Annotated in this window: 14 protein-coding genes and 2 pseudogenes; 9 read left to right on the forward strand and 7 right to left on the reverse strand. The window is 68.7% G+C overall.

Features of this window, described 5'->3' with window-relative positions:
• Positions 1-25: 25 nt before the first annotated feature.
• Positions 26-732: pseudogene (gene ccmA, locus IHV25_RS03195) on the forward strand (heme ABC exporter ATP-binding protein CcmA); the annotation flags it as partial.
• Entirely contained in the window at positions 706-1,371 is a 666-nt protein-coding gene (gene ccmB / locus IHV25_RS03200; protein ID WP_192533640.1) for a heme exporter protein CcmB, read from the forward strand. The pseudogene ccmA and the gene ccmB, both read left to right, overlap by 27 nt.
• A gap of 638 nt (positions 1,372-2,009) precedes the next feature.
• Here ccmB and IHV25_RS03205 read toward each other — a convergent pair.
• Positions 2,010-3,164 (reverse strand): annotated as a pseudogene (locus IHV25_RS03205) (quinone-dependent dihydroorotate dehydrogenase); the annotation flags it as partial.
• Between the two features lie 54 nt (positions 3,165-3,218).
• Positions 3,219-3,827, reverse strand: a complete 609-nt coding sequence (locus IHV25_RS03210) for a Panacea domain-containing protein (protein ID WP_192533644.1) — start codon at positions 3,825-3,827, stop codon at positions 3,219-3,221.
• Positions 3,828-3,976: 149 nt separating this feature from the next.
• Here IHV25_RS03210 and IHV25_RS10625 point away from each other — a divergent pair, with 149 nt between their 5' ends.
• Positions 3,977-6,460: an intermembrane phospholipid transport protein YdbH family protein gene (locus IHV25_RS10625; protein WP_192533645.1), complete on the forward strand. Its 2,484-nt coding sequence runs from the start codon at positions 3,977-3,979 to the stop codon at positions 6,458-6,460.
• A 310-nt stretch (positions 6,461-6,770) separates the two neighbouring features.
• Here the strand turns inward: IHV25_RS10625 and IHV25_RS03220 are convergent, their stop codons facing one another.
• Complete coding sequence (locus IHV25_RS03220; protein ID WP_192533647.1) at positions 6,771-7,181, reverse strand: hypothetical protein; 411 nt, start codon at positions 7,179-7,181, stop codon at positions 6,771-6,773.
• Positions 7,178-8,338: a SpbR family protein gene (gene spbR, locus IHV25_RS03225; RefSeq protein ID WP_192533648.1), complete on the reverse strand. Its 1,161-nt coding sequence runs from the start codon at positions 8,336-8,338 to the stop codon at positions 7,178-7,180. Before spbR ends, IHV25_RS03220 begins: the two co-directional genes overlap by 4 nt.
• 223 nt (positions 8,339-8,561) lie before the next feature.
• On the opposite strand from spbR, the gene IHV25_RS03230 reads away from it, so the two are divergent.
• From IHV25_RS03230 to phoU, 6 genes are all read left to right on the forward strand, one after another.
• Positions 8,562-9,077 (forward strand): adenine phosphoribosyltransferase, encoded by a 516-nt coding sequence (locus tag IHV25_RS03230; RefSeq protein ID WP_192533650.1) that lies wholly within the window; start codon positions 8,562-8,564, stop codon positions 9,075-9,077.
• Positions 9,078-9,424: 347 nt separating this feature from the next.
• On the forward strand, positions 9,425-10,480 hold the full coding sequence (locus IHV25_RS03235) for a PstS family phosphate ABC transporter substrate-binding protein (RefSeq protein WP_338048578.1): 1,056 nt from the start codon (positions 9,425-9,427) through the stop codon (positions 10,478-10,480).
• 314 nt (positions 10,481-10,794) lie between these two features.
• A complete protein-coding gene (pstC, locus tag IHV25_RS03240) occupies positions 10,795-12,180 on the forward strand; it encodes a phosphate ABC transporter permease subunit PstC (protein WP_192533651.1) in 1,386 nt (461 codons plus the stop codon).
• A 10-nt stretch (positions 12,181-12,190) separates the two neighbouring features.
• Positions 12,191-13,471 carry a phosphate ABC transporter permease PstA gene (gene pstA, locus IHV25_RS03245; protein WP_192533653.1) on the forward strand — a complete coding sequence of 427 codons (1,281 nt, stop codon included), beginning with the start codon at positions 12,191-12,193 and terminating at the stop codon, positions 13,469-13,471.
• A gap of 9 nt (positions 13,472-13,480) precedes the next feature.
• Positions 13,481-14,296, forward strand: a complete 816-nt coding sequence (pstB, locus tag IHV25_RS03250) for a phosphate ABC transporter ATP-binding protein PstB (protein ID WP_192533654.1) — start codon at positions 13,481-13,483, stop codon at positions 14,294-14,296.
• Positions 14,297-14,360: 64 nt separating this feature from the next.
• On the forward strand, positions 14,361-15,086 hold the full coding sequence (gene phoU / locus IHV25_RS03255; protein ID WP_192533656.1) for a phosphate signaling complex protein PhoU: 726 nt from the start codon (positions 14,361-14,363) through the stop codon (positions 15,084-15,086).
• 589 nt (positions 15,087-15,675) lie between these two features.
• On the opposite strand, the gene IHV25_RS03260 is transcribed toward phoU, so the two are convergent.
• From IHV25_RS03260 to IHV25_RS03270, 3 genes are all read right to left on the reverse strand, one after another.
• Positions 15,676-16,188 carry a hypothetical protein gene (locus IHV25_RS03260; protein ID WP_242018773.1) on the reverse strand — a complete coding sequence of 171 codons (513 nt, stop codon included), beginning with the start codon at positions 16,186-16,188 and terminating at the stop codon, positions 15,676-15,678.
• 215 nt (positions 16,189-16,403) lie between these two features.
• Entirely contained in the window at positions 16,404-17,429 is a 1,026-nt protein-coding gene (locus IHV25_RS03265) for a site-specific tyrosine recombinase XerD (protein ID WP_338048579.1), read from the reverse strand.
• Positions 17,422-19,260: a hypothetical protein gene (locus tag IHV25_RS03270; RefSeq protein WP_192533659.1), complete on the reverse strand. Its 1,839-nt coding sequence runs from the start codon at positions 19,258-19,260 to the stop codon at positions 17,422-17,424. The genes IHV25_RS03265 and IHV25_RS03270 overlap by 8 nt, the downstream gene beginning before the upstream one ends.
• Between the last annotated feature and the right edge of the window lie 198 nt (positions 19,261-19,458).

Below are 19,458 nucleotides of genomic sequence, written 5' to 3' on the forward strand. Positions count from 1 at the left end.
CATTTCCCTCTACACCTTTCAGGTTATGAGAAACACACCGATCTCTGAGGCCCCCGGCGGCCCCGAGCCCAGCTCCTTTTCCGGCGAGCGCCTGACCTGCGTTCGCGGGGAGCGCGTTGTCTTTACGGGTCTCTCGTTCCATGTGGATCCCGGCGAGGCCCTTGTGCTGCTGGGCCCCAACGGCTCGGGCAAGTCGTCCCTGCTGCGGGTGATGGCCCTTCTTCTGAAGCCGTTTGCCGGGCGTCTGGACTGGTCGGGCCGGCCCGTTGCCGATGATCCCGAGGACCACGGGGCCCGGACCCGCTATGTGGGTCACCAGGACGCCATCAAGCCTGTTTTGTCCCTGCGCGAGAACGTGGCCTTCCAGGCCCGGATTTCCGGTGCAGACCTGTCCCGGGTGGACGAGGCCCTGGAGACCTTCGCCCTGGGTCGCCTTGCGGGGGTTCCCGGGCGGATGCTGTCGGCGGGGCAGAAGCGCCGGGCGAACCTGGCCCGGCTGGTTGCGGCTCCGGCGCCCCTGTGGCTTCTGGACGAGCCGACGACGGCGCTCGACCGGGCGTCCATCGGGGTGCTCGAGGCCCTTCTTGCCCGCCATCGGGAGCAGGGCGGTCTTGTGGTCGTGTCCACGCACCAGGACATTCACTTGCCGGGCGCGCGGGTTCTTCACCTGGACGCCTTCGCCCCCCGGAAGCCGGGAGCCGCGTGATGGGTCTTTTCCTTTCCGTTCTGGGGCGCGACCTGCGCCTTGCCCTTCGCCAGAGTTCCGACAGCCTGATTGTTGTGGGCTTCTTTGTGGTGACGGTGGTTCTGTTCCCGTTTGGCGTGGGCCCCGAGGTCTCGGTGCTGGAGCGGATCAGCGCCGGTGTTCTGTGGGTGACGGCGCTTCTGGCGTCCATGCTGTCCCTGGACCGCATCTTCCAGCAGGACTACGAGGACGGAAGCCTGGACCTTCTGACCCGGGCGCCCGCACCCCTGACCGGGATTGTCCTGGCCAAGATCCTGGCCCACTGGCTCACCACCGCCTTGCCGCTGGTGGTCGCTGCTCCGGTTCTGGCCGTTTTGCTCCAGATGTCGCCCGAGGGCTTCTCGGCTCTGGTGGCCGCCCTCCTTCTGGGAACGCCGACCCTGTCCCTGATCGGGGCCGTGGGGGCCGCCCTTGTCCTGGGCGCGCGCCGGGGCGGGGTTCTGGTGTCCCTTCTGATCCTGCCTTTGTATGTGCCGGTGCTGATTTTCGGCGTCTCGGCGGTGGACGGGGCGGCCTCCGGTTTCGCGGTGGCCTCCCAGTTCCAGATCATGGGGGCAATCTTGCTGGTGTCCCTGGTGGTCTGCCCCCTGGCAGCGGCCATGGCCCTGCGCCAGGCGCTGGAGTAGACCGGCGTCGCCGGCTGGAGTAGGCCGGTGGCCCGTGGCCCTGTAGCCCGGCAGACGGCCTTGCCAGACAGCCGCCCCGTGGCCCGGTTCCGGGCGCCCTTTCCCTCGCCTCACTTCCCCTTTGCCCGCTCAGGGGCGCAGGAACGTAGGAATGTGTGTGGGGGGGCGGTTGCCTGTCGCCCCGCACCCCCGCTTGTCCGCTCCCCCTCGCACGCTGGCGGAGCGCTTGCCCCGGCTCAGGACCGGGGCTTTTTGCTCCCGCTGCCGGGCGTGGTCTTCCGGGCGCTCCCCTTTTTGGCCTTTGCCGCCCCGGTGTTCGCCGCCGCGCCGCCGGCCTTGCCGGTTTTTCCAGCGTTTGCCGCTGCGGTTTTGGCTGCCCCGGTCCGGGTCTCCCCGGCGCCGGGCTCCGTTTCACCGCTGGCCGGTGCCCGATCCGGCGTCGCAGCCGGCGTGTCCCCGGTCGTGACCGGGGCCTTCGGTGCTGCGGGCACATCGGTTGTGGACGGCGTGACGGTTGCCTCGGGTGCAGCCGGGGCGGCGGGCGCGGTCGATCCGTCTGCCACCGCCGGTGCGCTTGATCCGTCCGCCACCGCCGGTGCTCCCCGGGGGGCCGGGCTCTCCAGCACGTCCAGGGGAACGTCCGCGCCGACCGCGTCCTCAAGGCGGGTGAACCCGTCGGCCCGCAGGCAGCGCCCCAGGTCGGTCTTGATCCGCTCGATCAGGGGCGGTCCCTCGTAGATGAGGGCCGAGTACACCTGGATCAGGCTGGCCCCGGCCCGGATACGTCTGTAGGCGTCCTCGCCCGAGGAGATGCCGCCCACGCCCACCAGGGGCACGCGCCCGCGGGTCAGGCGGTACATCGTGCGCAGAACCTCAAGGGAGCGCTCTTTCAGCGGCTCGCCAGACAGTCCTCCGCCCTGGGACGCCTGGGGGCTTTTCAGGCTGGCGGGGCGCTCGATGGTGGTGTTGGTGCAGATCAGGCCGTCAAGCAGAGGCGTGGCGGAGCCGCCGGACCCGGGGACGCCGGTGCCGTCCTCGCCCAGAGCCACCGCCGCAATGTCCCGGAGATCCTCGTCCGTCAGGTCGGGCGCGATCTTCAGCAGAAGGGGCGGGCGGCCCGCTCCCGCCGGAAAGGCCCGGTCCAGAGCCTCCCGGGCCCGGCGCACCAGGGTGACCAGGGACTCCCGCCCCTGGAGGGCCCGAAGGCCCGGCGTGTTGGGGGATGACACGTTCATCACCAGGTAGTCCGCAAAGGCCGCAAGACGCAAGATCGCCTTCTCGTAGTCGGCGGCGGCGTCCTCGGTCTCCTTGTTCTTGCCCAGGTTCACGCCCACAAGGCCGGGAACCTTGCGGCTGCGCAGGCGCACGGCCATGGCGTCCATGCCCGCGTTGTTGAAGCCCATGCGGTTGATGATGGCCCGGTCCTCCAGGAGCCGGAACAGCCGCGGGCGCGGGTTTCCGGGCTGGGGCCGCGGCGTGACGGTTCCGACCTCCACAAAGCCGAAGCCCAGGCCGAGGAAGGTGTCAAAGGCGCGGGCATCCTTGTCCAGGCCGGCGGCCAGTCCCACAGGGTTGGGGAACGCCCGTCCCCAGACCGTGGTTTCCAGGATGGGATCGTCCATCCGGGCGGGGGCGCGGGCAAAGAGCCCCGTGGACAGGGCGGCAAACGTGAGGCGGTGGACCGTTTCCGGATCCAGGCGCCGCACGAGGGGCCAGAGGCGGCTGTACCAGGTGGGCGGGGCTTTGGACGACGCGTTGGACGACGCGATGGGCGAGGATTTGGGCGAGGACATGGTCAGGGTTCCAGACAGACAGGCAGGGATGGGCACGGGCCCGGGAAAAACGGTTCAGGAGGTGGGGGCGGTGCCGCCGTCCGGCGGGTCGCGCCGTTTCGGCAGCCAGGGCATGACGGAGACGGCCTCCCCCGTCTGGGAGCGCATGACCCTGGGCCGGAACACCTGGTCGGGGGCCGGAGCGCCCGGCGTTCCGGGAGCCCCCGCGGTCTCGGAGGCCGCCTGGGCGCGCCGCCCGTAGTAGGCGGCCATGGCGTCCTCGGTGATCACAGAGCCCGGTTCGGTGGCACAAGCCTCGGCAAAGGGCGGGTGCTTTTGGATCATGCGGGTGAGGTGCTCCACCGAGTGGGCCCCGAATTTCCGCCAGATGCTGTCCAGCAGCGCCACCGCCTGGGGATCCGGGGTCTTGCATCCCAGGGCGTCGCGCCCGTTTTGCAGCGCCCGGTACAGGTTCGGCTCCAGGGGCCCGGCCGGGTCCGCCACAAACACCGCGGGCATCAGGCGGCGGCCTGCGAACGCGGCCGCGTGGTACGCCTGGGCCAGATACATCAGGCGGTGAAGCTTCTGGGGCTGGAGATACTCGCCGTCATTCAGGGCCCGGTCCATAAACCAGTTCGCGACGTCAAAGACCGTCTGGACCCTGGGCGGGCGGATGGAGGCCATCGGGTGTTCACCTTTTAAACAGAAAGATATGCTTTAAGCAGAAGAGGCTCTTCAGGCACAATACCCCCATGAGACGAACCGGAACAGACTGGACCTTCAGCCCCGTATGGAAAAACCCAAGCCGCCCCCGGCGCCCCCGGGGTGTGGCCGTGCGCCGCGTGGCCGTTCTGGTCGTGTGCGTGGCGGCCGTGGTGCTGTGGCTGAACCGGCTGGCGGCGGCCTCGTGGGCCCTGGGCCTGGGTCTGGGGGCGATGGGGCTGGAGGGCGCTTCCGCCCGGGTTGTGCACCTGGGCCCGTCCCGCATGGTCATCCAGGAGGTGCGCCCGGGGACCGGCCCTTCCGTTGTGCAGGACGTGGAGGTCACCGCCTCGCCGCTGGATCTGCTCCGGGGCCGTGTTGCCTCGCTGCGGATCGGGACGGTTCACCTGTTTGCGGTGGCGGACGGGGCCGGGGTCTGGCTCCCGGGGCTTGAGCCCCTGTTCGAGGGGGAGGGCGATTTTCCCGCAGAGGGGCTGATCCGGCTGGCGGACCGCTTCCGGACCCTCGAGATCGGGGACGGCCGCCTGGAGATCCTGGACGTGGTCTCGGGGGAGCCGGTGGTGGCTTCCGCGCGCCTGTCCGGACAGCTGGACACCCGCACCCGGCGTTCGGACGCCCCGCCTCCCGCCGGGATGCATCTCACGCTGGAGCCCCTTGAGAAATCGGGCCCCGACGGCCTGCGGCTGAGGGAGCCGGCCTCGGTGCGCCTGTCCCTGGAACGGGGCGCCCGGACCCGCGGCGCGTCCGGCGGGCTGCCGGCGCTGCATCTGATCCTGAGCCTGGAGGGGCCGCTGGTTCTGGATACGGCCGATGGTCCCGCCCGTCTGGAGGATCTGCGGATCCAGGTGGACACGGCGGATTTCCGCCCCGCCGACACGTCCGGCGCCGGGGATCCGGGCGAGGATGTGGACAAGGCCGGTTTGGACGCCGGTGGCGCAGGGGAGCCCGGAAGGCCCCAGGGAGCGCGCCCGAAAAAGGATATCGGTACGGGGTCGGGGATCGGGACGCAAACGCCTCCGGGGGCCGGGACGCAAACGCGTCCGGGCGCCGCGGCGATGGCGCAGACCGGGACGGACCGGGTCGCTTCTGAAACCGCCTCGGCCGCGGCCGGCGCGAAAAGCGGCACGCCCGGGACCGACGCGACGACCGGCACGGCGTCCGGGTCCGCGTCCGGGTCCGCGTCCGGGGCTGGCCCGGAGGGCGTCGCAGCCGGGGACGGTGAGCCTGTCCCCAAGGCCCTCGGTTCCTCGGAGGGGCCCCGGCCCGGTGTTGTGGTTCGCATGAGCGTCGGGCGGCTCCTGTGGCAGGGGACGGGCCTGGAGGCTCTGGATTTCCGGGTGCGGGTGCCCTGGGAGGCCGGCGCTCCCCTTCCGGCCCGGGCCCGGGCAACCCTGGAGGCCCGGATTGACCGTCTGCCGCTGGAGGAGGAGTACCGCCTGCCCGGCGGAAAGGGGCGCCCCCTGGTTCTGGACGCCCGGCTTGACCCGTACCCCACCAGCGAGGATCTGTTTGCCGTTGAGGGTACGGTTCACGTCGGCGCCGGCGGTGCGACCATGCGCGTGAAGGGCCACGTGGCCCGCGACCTGGGCAGCGCCCGGCTTCATCTTCACATGCCGGAGTCTGCGTTTTCCCCGGCCCTGCGGGCGCAGGACTTCCACGGTCTTCTGGCGGGGCGGCTGGACTTGAGGGAGGGGACCATTTCCCTGGGCGGGCGCCTGGACTGGGACGGCGACACGGTCACGCCGGACTTGAAGATGGCTCTGGACAATCTGACCGGGCGCTTTGATGCCCTTGCCTTCCAGAACCTGACCACCGCCGTGTCCATCACCCGGTTCGAGCCTCTGGAGGGCCACAGTTCCAAAGCCGTGGCCGAGCTTCTGGGCCCCGGCATCCCCCTGACCAACGGGCAGGCCACCTGGCGGTTCGACGGCCGGGGGAATATCGTGCTCCAGTCCTTCCGCTGCCGGTTTGCCGAGGGCGAGATCACCGCATCGGGCATCCGCATCCCTCTCGGGGACGGCGCGGTCGAGTCCAGCCTGGCGGTGGAGGGCCTGTCCCTGGACGCCCTGGTGCGGCTTCTGGAGGTGGAAAAGGAGATGGAGGCCCGGGGCTTCCTGTCCGGCAGCATCCCCTTCCGCGTGGAGACCGACGGCACCATCCGGATCCGCCAGGCGGCCCTGCGCTCCACCGGTCCCGGGATCCTTCGCTATACCCCCTCGTCGGGCACGGCCTCGGCGGCCGGGGGCGTCACCGGCAGCGCCCGCCAGGGGGTGGTCACCCTTCTTGAGGCCCTTCAGGATTTCCACTTCCGGACCCTGAACGTGTCCCTGGACGGGGATCTGACCCGGGATCTGTCTTTGGAGGTGTTTCTTGCGGGGGCGAACCCCCGGCTGCTGGACGGCTACCCGGTGGAGGTGAGGACCACCCTCAGCGGCGCCTTCCTGGAGCTGATCGGGGCCAACGTCTACACCTATGAAATCCCGTCGCGCATTCGGGGCAATCTGGATGCCTTCCTGAAGAGCGTGGAGAAATCCGGCATCGGGCACAGCAAGCGCGCATCGGGCCCCGCCACCGGGATTTCGGCGCGCCCGTAGGGCCCGGTTCCCGGTGGCTCTTGCGTCGGAGGATTTGGTGCAGGGAGGCGGGCGTATCCGGGGCGGTGGAGTGGGACAGGCCCGCCGGGATCCGGCTCCCGCGTGTTCAGGCCGCCGGGCCAACCTGGACGGTGCGCCTTGGGGGGGCGGTTCGGGGGGAGCATCTTCGCAATCGGACGGACCGGGTGTGTATGGGGCTCCGCGTGCCCGTTCGTGTGAGCGGGTGCCTGTCCGCTGTCCGTGCCGGTTCGGGTGGGTGCCCAGTGCCTGTTGCCCGCGGAGCCTGCCCTGCGGCGGGCCGGTCCGGGCGTTATTCGGGGTGGTTGCGCAGCACCGGCTGGCTGCCGGTCGGGGAGGGCGCGTTGACCCCGCGCACCCCCACCAGTTCCTGGTCGATGGCGGAGCGGACCGCGTCAAGGGCGCTCTCGATTTCCCGGATCTGCTCGCGCAAGACCCTCAGGCGCCCCACATCCAGGGCGGCCGGGTTCCGCTTCGAGGAGATTTCCGCCAGGGCCTCGGCGATATAGCGGCCCTTCAGGGTCGCAAGAACGCTGACCATGTCGAACACCTCGTCCGGCCCCACATCGCCCACGTGCCGGCGGCAGGCCGAGCGGGTCAGGTCGTCGAGGGCCGCCTGGACGCAGTGGACGAACTGGGAGGCGCTGTGACAGTCCGAAAGGACGTCATGCAGGGCGCGCCGGGTTTCCCGATCCAGGCTCATGACCGGTACACCGGGCTGCCGGAGGTTCGCGACAGGGTGATGTCCGAGGGGAACTGCTGCATCTTGTCGAGAAGGTAGTCCAGATCCTCGTCCTCGAGCTCCACACCGTTCGCCGAGTACTGGGTCAGGATCCGCTCCAGCATGCGCCGTGAAAAGCGCTTCTGGTCGTCCTCCCGCCCGTCGAGCTCGATCTCGCTCACGACGTTGATGGCCGCGTACATGGCGTGCATGAAGCGGTCCGGAAGGCCCGAGGCCTCGTAGATCTTGCGAAACCCGCGCTCGCCCTGGTCGTGAACCATGGGGCAGGCGACGTTCAGGGGCATGCCGGACAGGGCCGCCAGGGCGTGCTCGAAAAACTTCACGTTCCCCATGCACAGGGACCGGAACACGAGCGAGGGCGTCATCCGGTTCGTGTTCATGAGCTGGTGGATCAGCCGCTCGAACTGGGAATCCGTATCCTCGGACGACACGGAGAGAACGGTTTTCTCCCAGGTCTGGAGCACAAGCCAGGCGGCGGTGTTGGGGCTGATGTCCGAGCGCGACAGGAGCGCTTCCTGAAAATTGGCGGAAATCTTGGTGGCCAGCTTCTCCGCCACCGTGGAGGGAAGGCGGGCGAAGGACACCAGCCGGTCCTGGATCTGCCCGCTTTCGCCGAACCGGTCCACGACCTGCTCGAGGGTGTCATCCCCCACCCGGGCGGTCTCGTTCGAGATGAGGGTGGAGACGACCGCCTCGGTCCCGTGCTCCACAAGCTCGCCGGAGACAATTTCGGAGACTCCATCCCGGCGCGCAATAGCCGTCATTTTCGACTCGGAGTTCAGGCGGACGATCTCCACCAGATCCTCGTCCGTGAGGACCGAGGAGGACTCCAGAAGCGGAAGCGCGACCTCGTCCACGTCGTGGGCCAGGGTCAGGGCAATGTCGCGCGAGAGGTCCGAGCACTCTTTCAGGCACAGGGACAGGGTCTGGCGAACCCGGATTTCCATATCCCGGGCCAGAAGGCGGAAGATGTCTTCCGCAAGACCGCGTTCCCTGTCCGTGAGCGCTCCGTCGCCGAACTGGCGGGCTATCTTGTCGGCAGTCTCGGCCCTGTTGGATCCGGAAGGGTCGCTCAACAAGCGACTGACATCGCTTTCGGATATAAGCTTTTTCACCATGAGGGATGGTACCGCCGAACTATTGGACGTCTGGAAAGCGTACACTATCGCCGGGAAGCGTGTCAAAGCCCTTGCCCGGGAAAATTGCCCCCTCAAACTGTGTAAATGGGGGTCGTTCCGGGCCCGGTTGCAGGCCGTGCGAAAAAAGGCTTCCCAGAGCGCTCATTTTGCCGAGAATAGGGCGCTTTGCTTCCGCTTTCAACGACCGGAAAGGTTACAATCAATGGATCTGAAATCCTACATTCGCGAGGTTCCCGACTTTCCGAAGCCCGGAATTCTTTTTTACGACGTCTCCACCCTCCTGGCCCACGCGGACGCGTGGCAGGTGGCCATGGGCCGCATGGCAAAGGCCGTCGCCCCGCGTCAGCCCCACATCCTTGCCGGTATCGAGTCCCGCGGCTTTCTGGTGGCCGCTCCTCTGGCCCTCAAGCTGGGCCTGGGCTTTGTGATGGTCCGCAAGAAGGGCAAGCTGCCCGGCGAGACCGTCCGCTACGAATATGACCTCGAGTACGGTTCGGACACCATTGAGATCCAGAAGGGCGCGATCGAGCCCGGCCAGCGTGTTGTGGTTCTTGACGACCTGCTCGCCACCGGAGGCACCATGAGCGCCGCCATCGAGCTCATCCGCAAGGTGGGCGGAGAGGTCGTGGGCGCGGCCTGCATCATGGAGCTGGCCTTCCTTGGCGGCCGCGATGTCATCCCGACCGAGGTTGACAGCGTCATCCGCTACGAGGAGTAGTCCGGTCCCTCCGGGAGCAAGCCGGGTCGCCGCCGCGCGGGGCCCGGATCCCCGGTCTCCGGCGTTCAGGGCCCGTGCCCCGGGGCGTGGGCCTGACAGGGTCCGTCCTCCCCCGCCTGCCTGACGGGAGCGTCCCGCCCCGATGGCCTGACGGGAGCGTCCCGCCCCGATGACCGGCGGAGGATCTGTCTCACAGACCGCGCGTTTGCGCCTGTCTTCACCGTTCGGGCCTCCGTGGCCCGCCGGACCAGGTTCAGACGGAGAGGCCCCGCATATGGGGCGCTCCCCGTCGTTTTTTGCCCCGCCCGCTGTCCGGCCCCCGGAGCGGGTATCCCAGGGAGGCTTTCTTGATCGGGAAACCGTTCGGGCGCGTGCTTGGCGCCGCGCTGCTTCTTTCCGCCGTCGTTCTGTCTGCGGCTCCGGCTCAGGCGCGCGACCAGATCCGCATTGTCGGCTCCTCCACCGTCTTCCCGTTCTCGACCGCCGTGGCCGAGCACTTCGGGCGCATGACCCCGTTTCGCACGCCGGTGGTGGAGGCCACGGGCTCCGGCGGGGGCATCAAGCTGTTCTGCTCGGGCGTGGGGGTCGGCTATCCCGACATCGTCAACTCGTCGCGGCCGATCAAGCGCTCGGAATTCGAGGCCTGCCGCGCCCACGGCGTGGACCGGATCACCGAGGTGCGAGTCGGCTTTGACGGCATCGTGGTCGCCAGCGCCCGGGGAACGCCCCGTCCCGACTTCACCCGCAAGGATCTGTTCCTGGCCCTCGCCCGCGAGGTTCCGGTGGACGGCCGCTGGATTCCCAATCCCTGGACCCGCTGGTCCGACATCCGCCCGGAGCTGCCGTCTGTCGCCATCGAGCTTCTGGGGCCGCCTCCCACCTCCGGCACCCGGGATGCGTTCCTCGAGCTGGTGATGGAGCCCGGATGTCTGGAAATCCCGGCCTGCCAGGAGCTGAAGGACACGGACCCGGCCTCGTTTGCCCTGCGCACCGCCGCCCTGCGCGAGGACGGGCGCTTTATCGATGCGGGCGAGAACGACAACCTGATCGTCCAGAAGCTGGAGGCCAACCGAAGCGCCTTCGGGCTGTTCGGCTTTTCCTTCCTCGAGCAGAACGCGGACAAGGTCCAGGGCGCGATGATCGAGGGGGCCGAGCCCACCTTCGAGAGCATTTCCTCGGGGGCCTATACGGTGTCCCGCTCCCTGTTCTTCTATGTGAAGAATGCCCACGCCGGGATTGTTCCCGGGCTTCGGGAGTTCGTGGAGGCGTTCACCGGTCCCGCCGCCTCGGGGCCCGAGGGCTATCTTGCAGACCGGGGGCTGATCCCGCTGCCGGAGGCCGAGCGCGAGGCCACCGCCCGGAGCGCCCGGGATCTGGTGCCCATGGCGGTTCCCGAGGACTGAGGCTGTCCCGCGCCCGGGCAGTTCCCGCGGCGCGGGTCATTGCAGGTGGTATGACGCGCGTCATGAAGCTGCCCAAGGCGCGGGTGTCCCGGCCCCGCTCGCCTCCGGAGGTGGAGGGGGCGGATTCGGAAAATGGCCGGCCGGATCGCCGGGAGGCCTTCAGCCGAAAAGAACCCGGGCCCCGGAAGCCCCGTTTCCCCGAGGCTTCCCGGGGGAAAGACAGCGCTGTTTCCCGATTTATCGCTTTTTCCTTTCATTGCGGCCTGTTTTTGGTCATACCTGCCTCGGTGCTTATTTTTGGCGTTAAGGCGCGCATGGATACTCTGATTCTCATTTGCGTGATTCTCGGGCTGGCGGCGGTGATGTACCGCATGGGCATGGCCCGGGCCCTGAGAGTGGGAGACGGCACCCGTCCGCTTCATTCCACTCCGGTGTATCACGGTCTGTATGTCGCACTGTGGTGCGTGATCCCCTCCCTGGCGTTCTTGCTGCTCTGGCTGATGTTCGAGCCGGCAATCGTCCGGGGGCTGGTTCTCGCGTCCCTGCCGGATTCTGTCCTCTCGGGGCCGGACGGGCAGCCCCTGTCGGCCCAGCGGATCCAGCTGATCTATACGGAGATCGGGAACGTGGCCAACGGCCTCGTCCCGGTGGACTCTCCGGCTGCGCTCATGGAGGCGTCGGCCTACAAGGACCGGCTCCACCTTCTGGGCAACCGGGGGACCTGGGCGGCCTGTCTGGCCATTGCGCTCGGGGGCACTGCCTGGGCCCTGTCGCGCATCACGCCGGTTCTGCGCACCCGCAACAAGGTCGAGAGCGTCTTTCGCGCCTTCATCCTGATGTGCTCCGGCCTGGCCATTCTCACCACCCTGGGCATTGTCCTGTCCCTGGTGTTCGAGAGCCTGCGCTTCTTTGCCCACGTGTCTGTCACCGACTTCCTGTTCGGCCTGCACTGGAGCCCCCAGACCGCAACCGGCCCGGACGTATCCAAGTCGTTCGGTGCGGTTCCCCTGTTTGCGGGCACGTTCCTGATTGCGGGAATTGCCCTGGTGGTGGCCGTGCCCATCGGCCTGATGTCCGCCATTTACATGTCCGAGTACGCCCATCCGCGCTTCCGGGCGGTGGCCAAGCCCCTTCTCGAGGTGCTGGCGGGCATTCCCACGGTGGTCTACGGCTTCTTTGCGGCGCTGGCCATTGCGCCCCTGTTCCGCTCCCTCGGGGAGCAGCTGGGGCTGGACGTGTCCTCGGAAAGCGCCCTCGCGGCCGGTGTGGTGATGGGCGTGATGATCGTCCCGTTCGTCTCGTCCCTGTCGGACGACGTGATTTCCGCCGTTCCCCGGTCCCTGCGGGAGGGCTCCCTTGGCCTTGGGGCGACCAAGTCCGAGACCATCCGCCGCGTGGTGATCCCCGCGGCTCTTCCGGGTATCGTGGGCGGTGTGCTTCTGGCGGCCTCCCGGGCCATCGGCGAGACCATGATTGTGGTCATGGCCGCCGGAATGGCCGCCCGCCTGACGGCCAACCCCTTCGAGGCCGTCACCACGGTGACCGTGCAGATCGTGACCCTGCTCGTGGGGGACCAGGAGTTCGACTCCCCCAAGACCCTGGCGGCCTTTGCCCTGGGCCTTGTGCTGTTCTGCCTGACCCTGATCATGAACATCGTTGCGCTGTACGTGGTACGAAAATACCGCGAGCAATACGACTGAGGCTCTGCCCATGCCCCGAAACATTACTGACATCGTTCGCGCGGGACTGAAAAAGCGCTACCGGGCCGAGGCCCGTTTCCGGCTCTACGGGATCACGGCGATCCTGGCGGCCCTGGTGCTTCTGTTCACGCTGTTCGTGACGATTGTCTCGCAGGGCGCCAGCGCCTTTGTCGCCACCGAGCTGACCTTGTCCGTGCCGGTGACGGCGGCGGTGGTCGATCCGGAGGGCACCCGCGCGGAGGCGACCCTGTCTGGCGCCAACTACCGCAAGCTGGTTCTGGATGCACTGGATGCCCAGTTCCCCGACGTCCAGGACCGGATCGAGCGCCGCAAGCTCCATGCCATCGTCTCGGACGGCGCGACCTATGACCTGCGCGAGAAGGTCATGGCCAATCCGGCCCTGATCGGCACCACCGTGACCCTGACGACCCCGGTGGCCTCGGACTTTGACATGCTGGCCAAGGGGCAGGTGGACGTCAGCCAGCCCGAGAGCCTGCGCCGCCTGAACGACCGGCAGATTGGCTGGTTCAACACCCTGAAGGAGCGGGGGCTGGTTTCGTTCGGTCTGGACCGGAACCTGTTCGTGAATGCGGACTCCCGCCAGCCCGAGCTGGCCGGAATCTTCGGCGCCCTGATGGGCTCCCTCTACACGCTGCTTGTGACGCTGGCCCTGTCGTTCCCCATGGGGGTGGCGGCGGCGGTCTACCTCGAGGAGTACGCGCCCCGAAACCGGCTGACGGACATCATCGAGGTCAACATCAACAACCTGGCCGCGGTGCCCTCCATTGTGTTCGGCCTTCTGGGTCTTGCGATCTTCCTGGGCTTCTTCGGCCTGCCGCGCTCGGCTCCGCTGGTGGGCGGCCTGGTCCTGTCTCTCATGACCCTGCCCACGATCATCATCGCGGCCCGTGTGGCGCTCCAGTCCGTGCCGCCCTCGATCCGCGAGGCCGCGCTGGGCATCGGGGCCTCGAAGATGCAGACGGTGCTTCACCACGTGCTTCCCCTGGCCCTGCCGGGGATCATGACCGGCACCATTATTGGCATGGCGCGGGCTCTGGGCGAGACCGCTCCGCTGCTGATGATCGGCATGGTGGCCTTTATCGCCGACACCCCCGAGGGGATCCTCTCGCCCTCCACGGTCCTGCCGGTGCAGATCTACATCTGGGCCGACAGCCCGGAACGTGCTTTTCTCGAGCGCATGTCCGCGGCTATTATCATCCTTCTCACGTTCCTCGTGATCATGAACACGGCCGCAGTCTGGCTTCGCAGGAAATTCGAACGAAAATGGTAACTTTCCTCCATGATTGACCAGTCATTCCACTACGAAGGCGTAACCGGACACCCGAGGCTCCCGGGCCGGGACATCAAGTTCTCCATCAATGATGTCAACGTCTATTACGGACCGAAGCACGCCCTGAAGAACGTGGGGCTCGACATTGCGTCGCGCGAGGTGACCGCCTTTATCGGGCCGTCCGGATGCGGCAAGTCCACGTTCCTGCGCTCGCTGAACCGGATGAACGACCTGATCGACGGTTGCCGGGTCGAGGGCCAGGTCCTGATCGAGGGCGAGGACATCTACGCTCCCGAGGTGGACGTGGTCGAGCTGCGGGCCCGGGTGGGCATGGTCTTCCAGAAGCCGAACCCGTTCCCCAAGTCCATCTACGAGAACGTGGCCTATGGCCCGCGGATCCACGGTATCGCCCGCTCCCGGGACGAGCTGGACGGCATCGTCCAGTCCTCGCTCGAGCGCGCCGGCCTCTGGAAAGAGGTCCGCGACCGTCTGGACGCGCCCGGCACCGGCCTGTCCGGCGGCCAGCAGCAGCGCCTGTGCATCGCCCGGGCCATTGCGGTCTCGCCGGAGGTGATCCTGATGGACGAGCCCTGCTCGGCCCTCGATCCCATCGCCACCGCCAAGGTGGAGGAGCTGATCGACGAGCTCAGCGGCAACTACACGATCATCATCGTGACCCACTCGATGCAGCAGGCCGCGCGGGTGTCCCAGCGCACCGCCTTCTTCCACCTGGGCTACCTGATCGAGTGTGAGCAGACCGACGTGATTTTCATGAACCCGCAGCATCCGCTGACCCAGGGATACATCACCGGACGCTTCGGCTAGACCGCGCACCGGCCGCTTGGCGCCGGTGTCTGCGTCCGCACGGGCGCTTTCAGGGGAGGGTGTTTTGACAGACAGGCACACGGTCCGGTCCTACGACGAGGATCTGAAGGGACTGACGGCGACGATCCTGGAAATGGGGGCCCTGGCCGAGAGCCAGTTTGCCCGCGCAGCCAAGGCCATGGCCACCCGTGACACCGCCCTTGCCCGGGAGGTGATCGAGGGGGATGCCCGGGTCGACGCCCTCGAGCGCGACGTCAACGAACGCTCCATCCGCCTGCTGGCCCTGCGCCAGCCCATGGCGGACGACCTGCGCTATATCATCTCCGGGTTCAAGATCTCGGCGGACCTGGAGCGGATCGGCGACTACGCCGCCAACCTGGGCAAGCGGGTTCTTGTTCTGGACCGCCTGCCCGAGACCCCCCTGGTCCGGGAGCTCGAGCCCATGGCGGACATGGCCCTTGTGATGCTCCGGGACACGCTCCAGGCCTACCGGGACCGGGACATTGACCGGGCCATGGATGCCTGGAACCAGGACGAGCCTCTGGACGACCTCTATGACGTGGTGGTCAAGAAGATGTCCGGGGTCATGATGGAGGATCCGTCCCTGATCGGGGCGTGCGCCCATCTCATGTTCATCGCGCGCAACATCGAGCGGATTGGCGACCACGCCACCAACATTGCCGAGAACATCTACTTCTTCATTTCCGGGCTGCCCCTGCGCATGGTGCACCCCAAGCCCGCACCCACCACCGTCGAGACCGACACGCCGGACGGACCGGAGACGGAATAGGCTCCGGGGGGCTTCCGGCTCCTGGCCGGCCCCCGGTTGGCTTTGGCGAACAGGTTCTTGTGATGGCGGGTGTGCCGCCCGGGGTGCCTTCGCCGGGGTTGCCGCCCGGGGTGCCGCCCGGTTTTCCTTCGCCCGGCAGGCTCACCGGGGTATTTCGCTTTCACAGCCGGGCTCCCGACCCGAAAAGCGGGCCGCCACAGTTCGGGTCGCCGTTCAGGTCACCCTCCCGTCCGGCGACCCCGTCCCGCTCGTCACGGGTCCGTGGCCCGCTGTGCTCCCCCGTCGCGTCCGGCTTTGTGTCGGCCCCTATGCGCACCCGAAATGTATCAGGCTTTTCCCCAAGCACGCCCGGCCTGGCGCCGGATCCGGGCGTGACCCCCATGCGCCGCCACCCGCAGTCTCAAAAGTTCCTCCTCCCGCGCGGATGCACTCTGCCCCGCCCACCCGGGCCGGGGTTGGCATGCCCGCCTGCCAGAGGCGGGGAGGGCGGTGCTGCCGGCTCTCTCCCCGGTGCCCCCCGGGCACAAAAAAACGCCCTGGGGCGGGGAGCCCCGGGGCGCACGGAAAGAAGGTCTTCAGCGTCAGTCTTTTATTTTTGCGCCGTACGCGTCGTGCACGATCCAGCCTGGATGCTGAAGGGCTGGTTGGCCGTGGCATACGTGGCGAGCTGGCCCGGGTTCGTCCCCATCAGGGACTGGAACACGGCGTTGGCTTCCTCGCAAAAGCCCTGACGGTTCACCATGGAGGTGCGGGATGCCTCGTTCGCGATACGGGTGATGTAGGCGTTCAGCTGGCTCTTGGAGGAGCCGCCGTACTGACGCGAGAAGTAGCGGTTCAGGGCATCGCCGTTGGACTTTATGTCGGTTGCGAAGCGGTTCACGAACGCATTGTACTGGGTCGAATGGCCGCACGACAGGGCGGCAACCATAAGGTGAGTCTGAATCTGACGCACGGCCAGGGTCACGCCATCGGACGACGTTTTACAGTCGGCCTGGGCCGGGGTTGCTGCAAGCGCGGCGAAAAGGGCGGCAGCAAAACCCGTTATGCGGGCATTGCGGGCGGAGAGGGCACGAACCTTTCGCGCCGCAAGGGGAAAAGCCATGAGCATGGACCTCCAGAAGTGTTCGCATGTGACAGGGGTATCACAGGAATGCAAGCCCCGCCAGCCCAAACCGTGACCGGGAAGGTTACACTTTCGGGCCGGAAACGGCCGGTTTTTCGGTTTGCGATTGAAAAACAGACCGTTGCCGCATGTTTTCTGTTGTAGCGACTCGACTGCCATTCTGCTCAGGGTGGCACAAAAATATGGAAAAACGGTTAATCACCGTCCTGCGAATCGGATTTTCCGGCGGTGCTCGCGCTGGCACCGGCGTCGTCCGCACCGGCCAGGGGGTGGGCCGAGTGGACCAGCGCCTTCAGCCGGGCGTCCAGAACGTGGGTGTAGATTTCGGTTGTAACGATGTCCTCGTGCCCCAGCATGGCCTGGACCCCGCGCAGGTCCGCGCCGTGGGCCAGCATGTGGCTGGCGAAGCAGTGCCGCAGCACGTGGGGGGAGACCCGCCCCGGATCCAGACCGGCCCGGGCGGCAAGGTCGGCCAGAGCCCGGTAGAAGGCGTCCCGCCCCAGGTGGCCGTCCCGGGATCCCCGGGCGGACGGGAACAGGAACCGGGCGGAGCGCTTGCGCGCGGCCTCGCTTCGCGGAAGGGTTTGGTCGCGAACCGCGAGCCAGTCCCGCAGGGCGGCGCGGGCGGGGTCGCCCAGGGGGACCAGGCGCTCCCGGTCGCCCTTGCCGCGCACCAGCAGCACCGCCGGATCCCGGGCGACGGCGCTGGCGGGCAGGCCCACGAGCTCGGAGACCCGAAGCCCGGTGCTGTAGAGCAGCTCCATCAGGGCGACCATGCGCACCCCGTTCGGCCCCGGGAGGGTCCGGGCGGTGTCCAGAAGCGCGCGGACCTCCTCCTCTGACAGAACCCGGGGAAGGGGGCGCCCCTGCCGCGGGGAGTCCAGCCCCAGGGAGGGGTTGTCGGCGCGGTGGCGCTCCACCAGCAGGAAACCGAAGAACTGGCGCAGGCACGACAGGCGCCGGGCCTGGGTGCGCGGCGAGAGGCCCTGTCCGGCCAACTGTCCCAGGTAGGCGCGCAGGCTGTCGCGCTCCACCGAGAGTGCCGAGTGCTGCCCGGCGCGCAGGAAGGCGCCGAAGTCCGCCAGATCCCGCCCGTAGGACTCCACGGTGCGCGGCGAGGATCCCCGCTCCGCCGCCATCATTTCCAGAAAGGCGTCCGCGAGGCTGCCAAATGAGGCGCCCCCGGGTGCGGCGCGATCGCGGTCCTCGGGCTCAGTCACAGCGGCCCCGCGTGGCCAGGGCCTCGATGGCGAGGCGCCGGGCGTCATCGCCCAGCCCGGCGGTTTCCAGGGCCTCGAGGGTGGCGTAGAGAACATCCGCCGGAGCGAAGAGCGGTCCCCCCGCGGTGCCCAGAACATCCAGGGCGCGCAGGGCGGTCTCGCCGCGGTTCCCCTTGATGGCCGCATCCTGAAGCCGCCCGATGCGCACCGGAAGGTTTGGGGGCAGGGGCAGGGGCGCGCGGTCACTGAAGGTGAAGGCCTCCGGTCCCAGGGTCCGCACGGTGGTCCGGCGGTCGGCCAGGGCGCGCAGCACCCGAAGCACCCGGCGGGCGGAGGGCGTGATCTCCCGGTTTGACAGGGCGATCTCGGCCCACTCCAGCCCGCGGCGGGTCTCGTTGGCGCCGAACAGCGCCAGGGCGATCTCGGCGGCGTGGGGTGCAAAGGCCGGGTTCGGGACGCCCGTATCCGTGATGGCGGCCACGCAGTCCGCAAAGGCCAGCCAGCCGGTGCTGTCCTGGCGACGCAGCCGGGCCAGGCCCGCGGCCAGCTCCCGGATGGTCTCCACGTCGGGGCCGCGCACGCCGCGCCCGGTCCAGCGCTGGCGGATCCTCTTTTCAAAGGCGGCCCGACCCTCGGGGGTCGTCAGCGCCGCCGATTTGCCCGCCGGGTCGGTCCCGTCGTACATCTGCACCAGGGCCGAAAAGGACAGGGCGCCCGTCGTGCGGGCCTTCTCGGCCGCCGCCAGGCCCTGAAGGCCGGGCTGGTAGCTGCGGGCGACCGCGTTCAGCTGCCAGGGACGCAGGGTGTCCAGGTCCACCCGGGGCAGGGGCAGGTGCCAGCGCTGCATGAGGCTGAGGCCGAGGGCATCGAGATGCGGGTTGTCGGGGACGGGCTCGCCGGACAGCCAGGCCAGGCGCTCGGCGGCGTACAGGAACAGGCTGTCGCGCCCGCGGGCCGCGCGGATGGCATCAATCCGGGCCCGGTCCACCAGGGTGTCCCCGACCCAGAGGGTGCAGAACAGTGCGATCGCGTCCCGGCTGGGCTCGGGCAGGGTGTCGGGAACGGGAAGCTCGCAGGCCGAGGACGCGTCCCAGGGCACCACCGCGCGGGTGCGAAACGACAGCAAGAAGAGATCGGGGGGGAGGGTGGTCTCCGGCAGGCGCCTGACCATCTCGGACAGGCCGCCCTCGAAGAACCCCATCTGGAAGGCCTTGCGGATGCGCAGGGACAGGAACCCGGTTTCCTGGAGGCCGGCTGTCACGGTGCCGGGGCCGGTGGCCGTGCCGGTGACTGTGGCGGCGGCGGTTTCCGGGGCGACGTCCGCGCCATGTGCGGCCGAGGCCGCGGCTGCGGATCCCGGTTTCCGGGCGAGGGTGGCGGAGGCGCGGCCGGCGGCGTTTACGGCTTCGACGCCGGTGCGTGTTCCGGCCCCGGGGCCCGGGCGGCTGTCGTCCGGCTGTCCCTCGGACAGGAGAAGCCTGCGGGCCAGGTCGTTCATGGCGGGGGAGGGGACGCCCACGGGCATCGCCTCGATCAGGGCGAACAGATCCTTCCGGCTCATGCCCTCCCAGACCCGGGGGCCGAAGCCGCCGCGCCCGGTGCCCAGAACGCCGAAGTTGTCCAGCCCCAGGGAGTACAGGGGCCTCACCTCCACGCCCTGGCGATCCTCCGGCGCGCCCTCCGGCCCGGTGGCGCCCGAGGGTTTGGCCCGGGTGGGGCGTGAGGCGGTCTCCCCGTCCGGGGCGACAAGATACACCTGGGCCGCGGCGTCAGGCGGTGTCAGAAGCAGGCAAGGGGCCACAAGGGCCAAGCCAAGGGCCACAAGGGCCACGCGGGCAGCCGGAAGGGGGCCCCGTCCCGGCGCCGGGCGGGGGGAGGCCGGTGTGGGCGCGAGGGACGGCGGTGCGGGCGTCAGGGATGCCGGTGTGGGGGCGAGGGACGGCGGTGCGGGCGTCAGGGACGGCGACACCAGCGGCGGGCGCGATGGCCGCGGCTCCGGTCGCACCATGCCCGCTGGCGGGGCGTCACG

The sequence above is a fragment of the Phaeovibrio sulfidiphilus genome, assembly GCF_014861485.1.
Lineage (GTDB): Bacteria > Pseudomonadota > Alphaproteobacteria > Rhodospirillales > Rhodospirillaceae > Phaeovibrio > Phaeovibrio sulfidiphilus.

Excerpts from the sequence above, each read along its gene's own strand:
- ccmB (WP_192533640.1), top strand. The coding sequence starts at position 706 with ATGGGTCTTTTCCTTTCCGTTCTGGGGCGCGACCTGCGCCTTGCCCTT.
- IHV25_RS03210 (WP_192533644.1), bottom strand. The coding sequence starts at position 3,827 with ATGGCCTCCATCCGCCCGCCCAGGGTCCAGACGGTCTTTGACGTCGCG.
- IHV25_RS03220 (WP_192533647.1), bottom strand. The coding sequence starts at position 7,181 with ATGAGCCTGGATCGGGAAACCCGGCGCGCCCTGCATGACGTCCTTTCG.
- spbR (WP_192533648.1), bottom strand. The coding sequence starts at position 8,338 with ATGGTGAAAAAGCTTATATCCGAAAGCGATGTCAGTCGCTTGTTGAGC.
- IHV25_RS03230 (WP_192533650.1), top strand. The coding sequence starts at position 8,562 with ATGGATCTGAAATCCTACATTCGCGAGGTTCCCGACTTTCCGAAGCCC.
- pstC (WP_192533651.1), top strand. The coding sequence starts at position 10,795 with ATGGATACTCTGATTCTCATTTGCGTGATTCTCGGGCTGGCGGCGGTG.
- pstA (WP_192533653.1), top strand. The coding sequence starts at position 12,191 with ATGCCCCGAAACATTACTGACATCGTTCGCGCGGGACTGAAAAAGCGC.
- pstB (WP_192533654.1), top strand. The coding sequence starts at position 13,481 with ATGATTGACCAGTCATTCCACTACGAAGGCGTAACCGGACACCCGAGG.
- IHV25_RS03260 (WP_242018773.1), bottom strand. The coding sequence starts at position 16,188 with ATGGCTTTTCCCCTTGCGGCGCGAAAGGTTCGTGCCCTCTCCGCCCGC.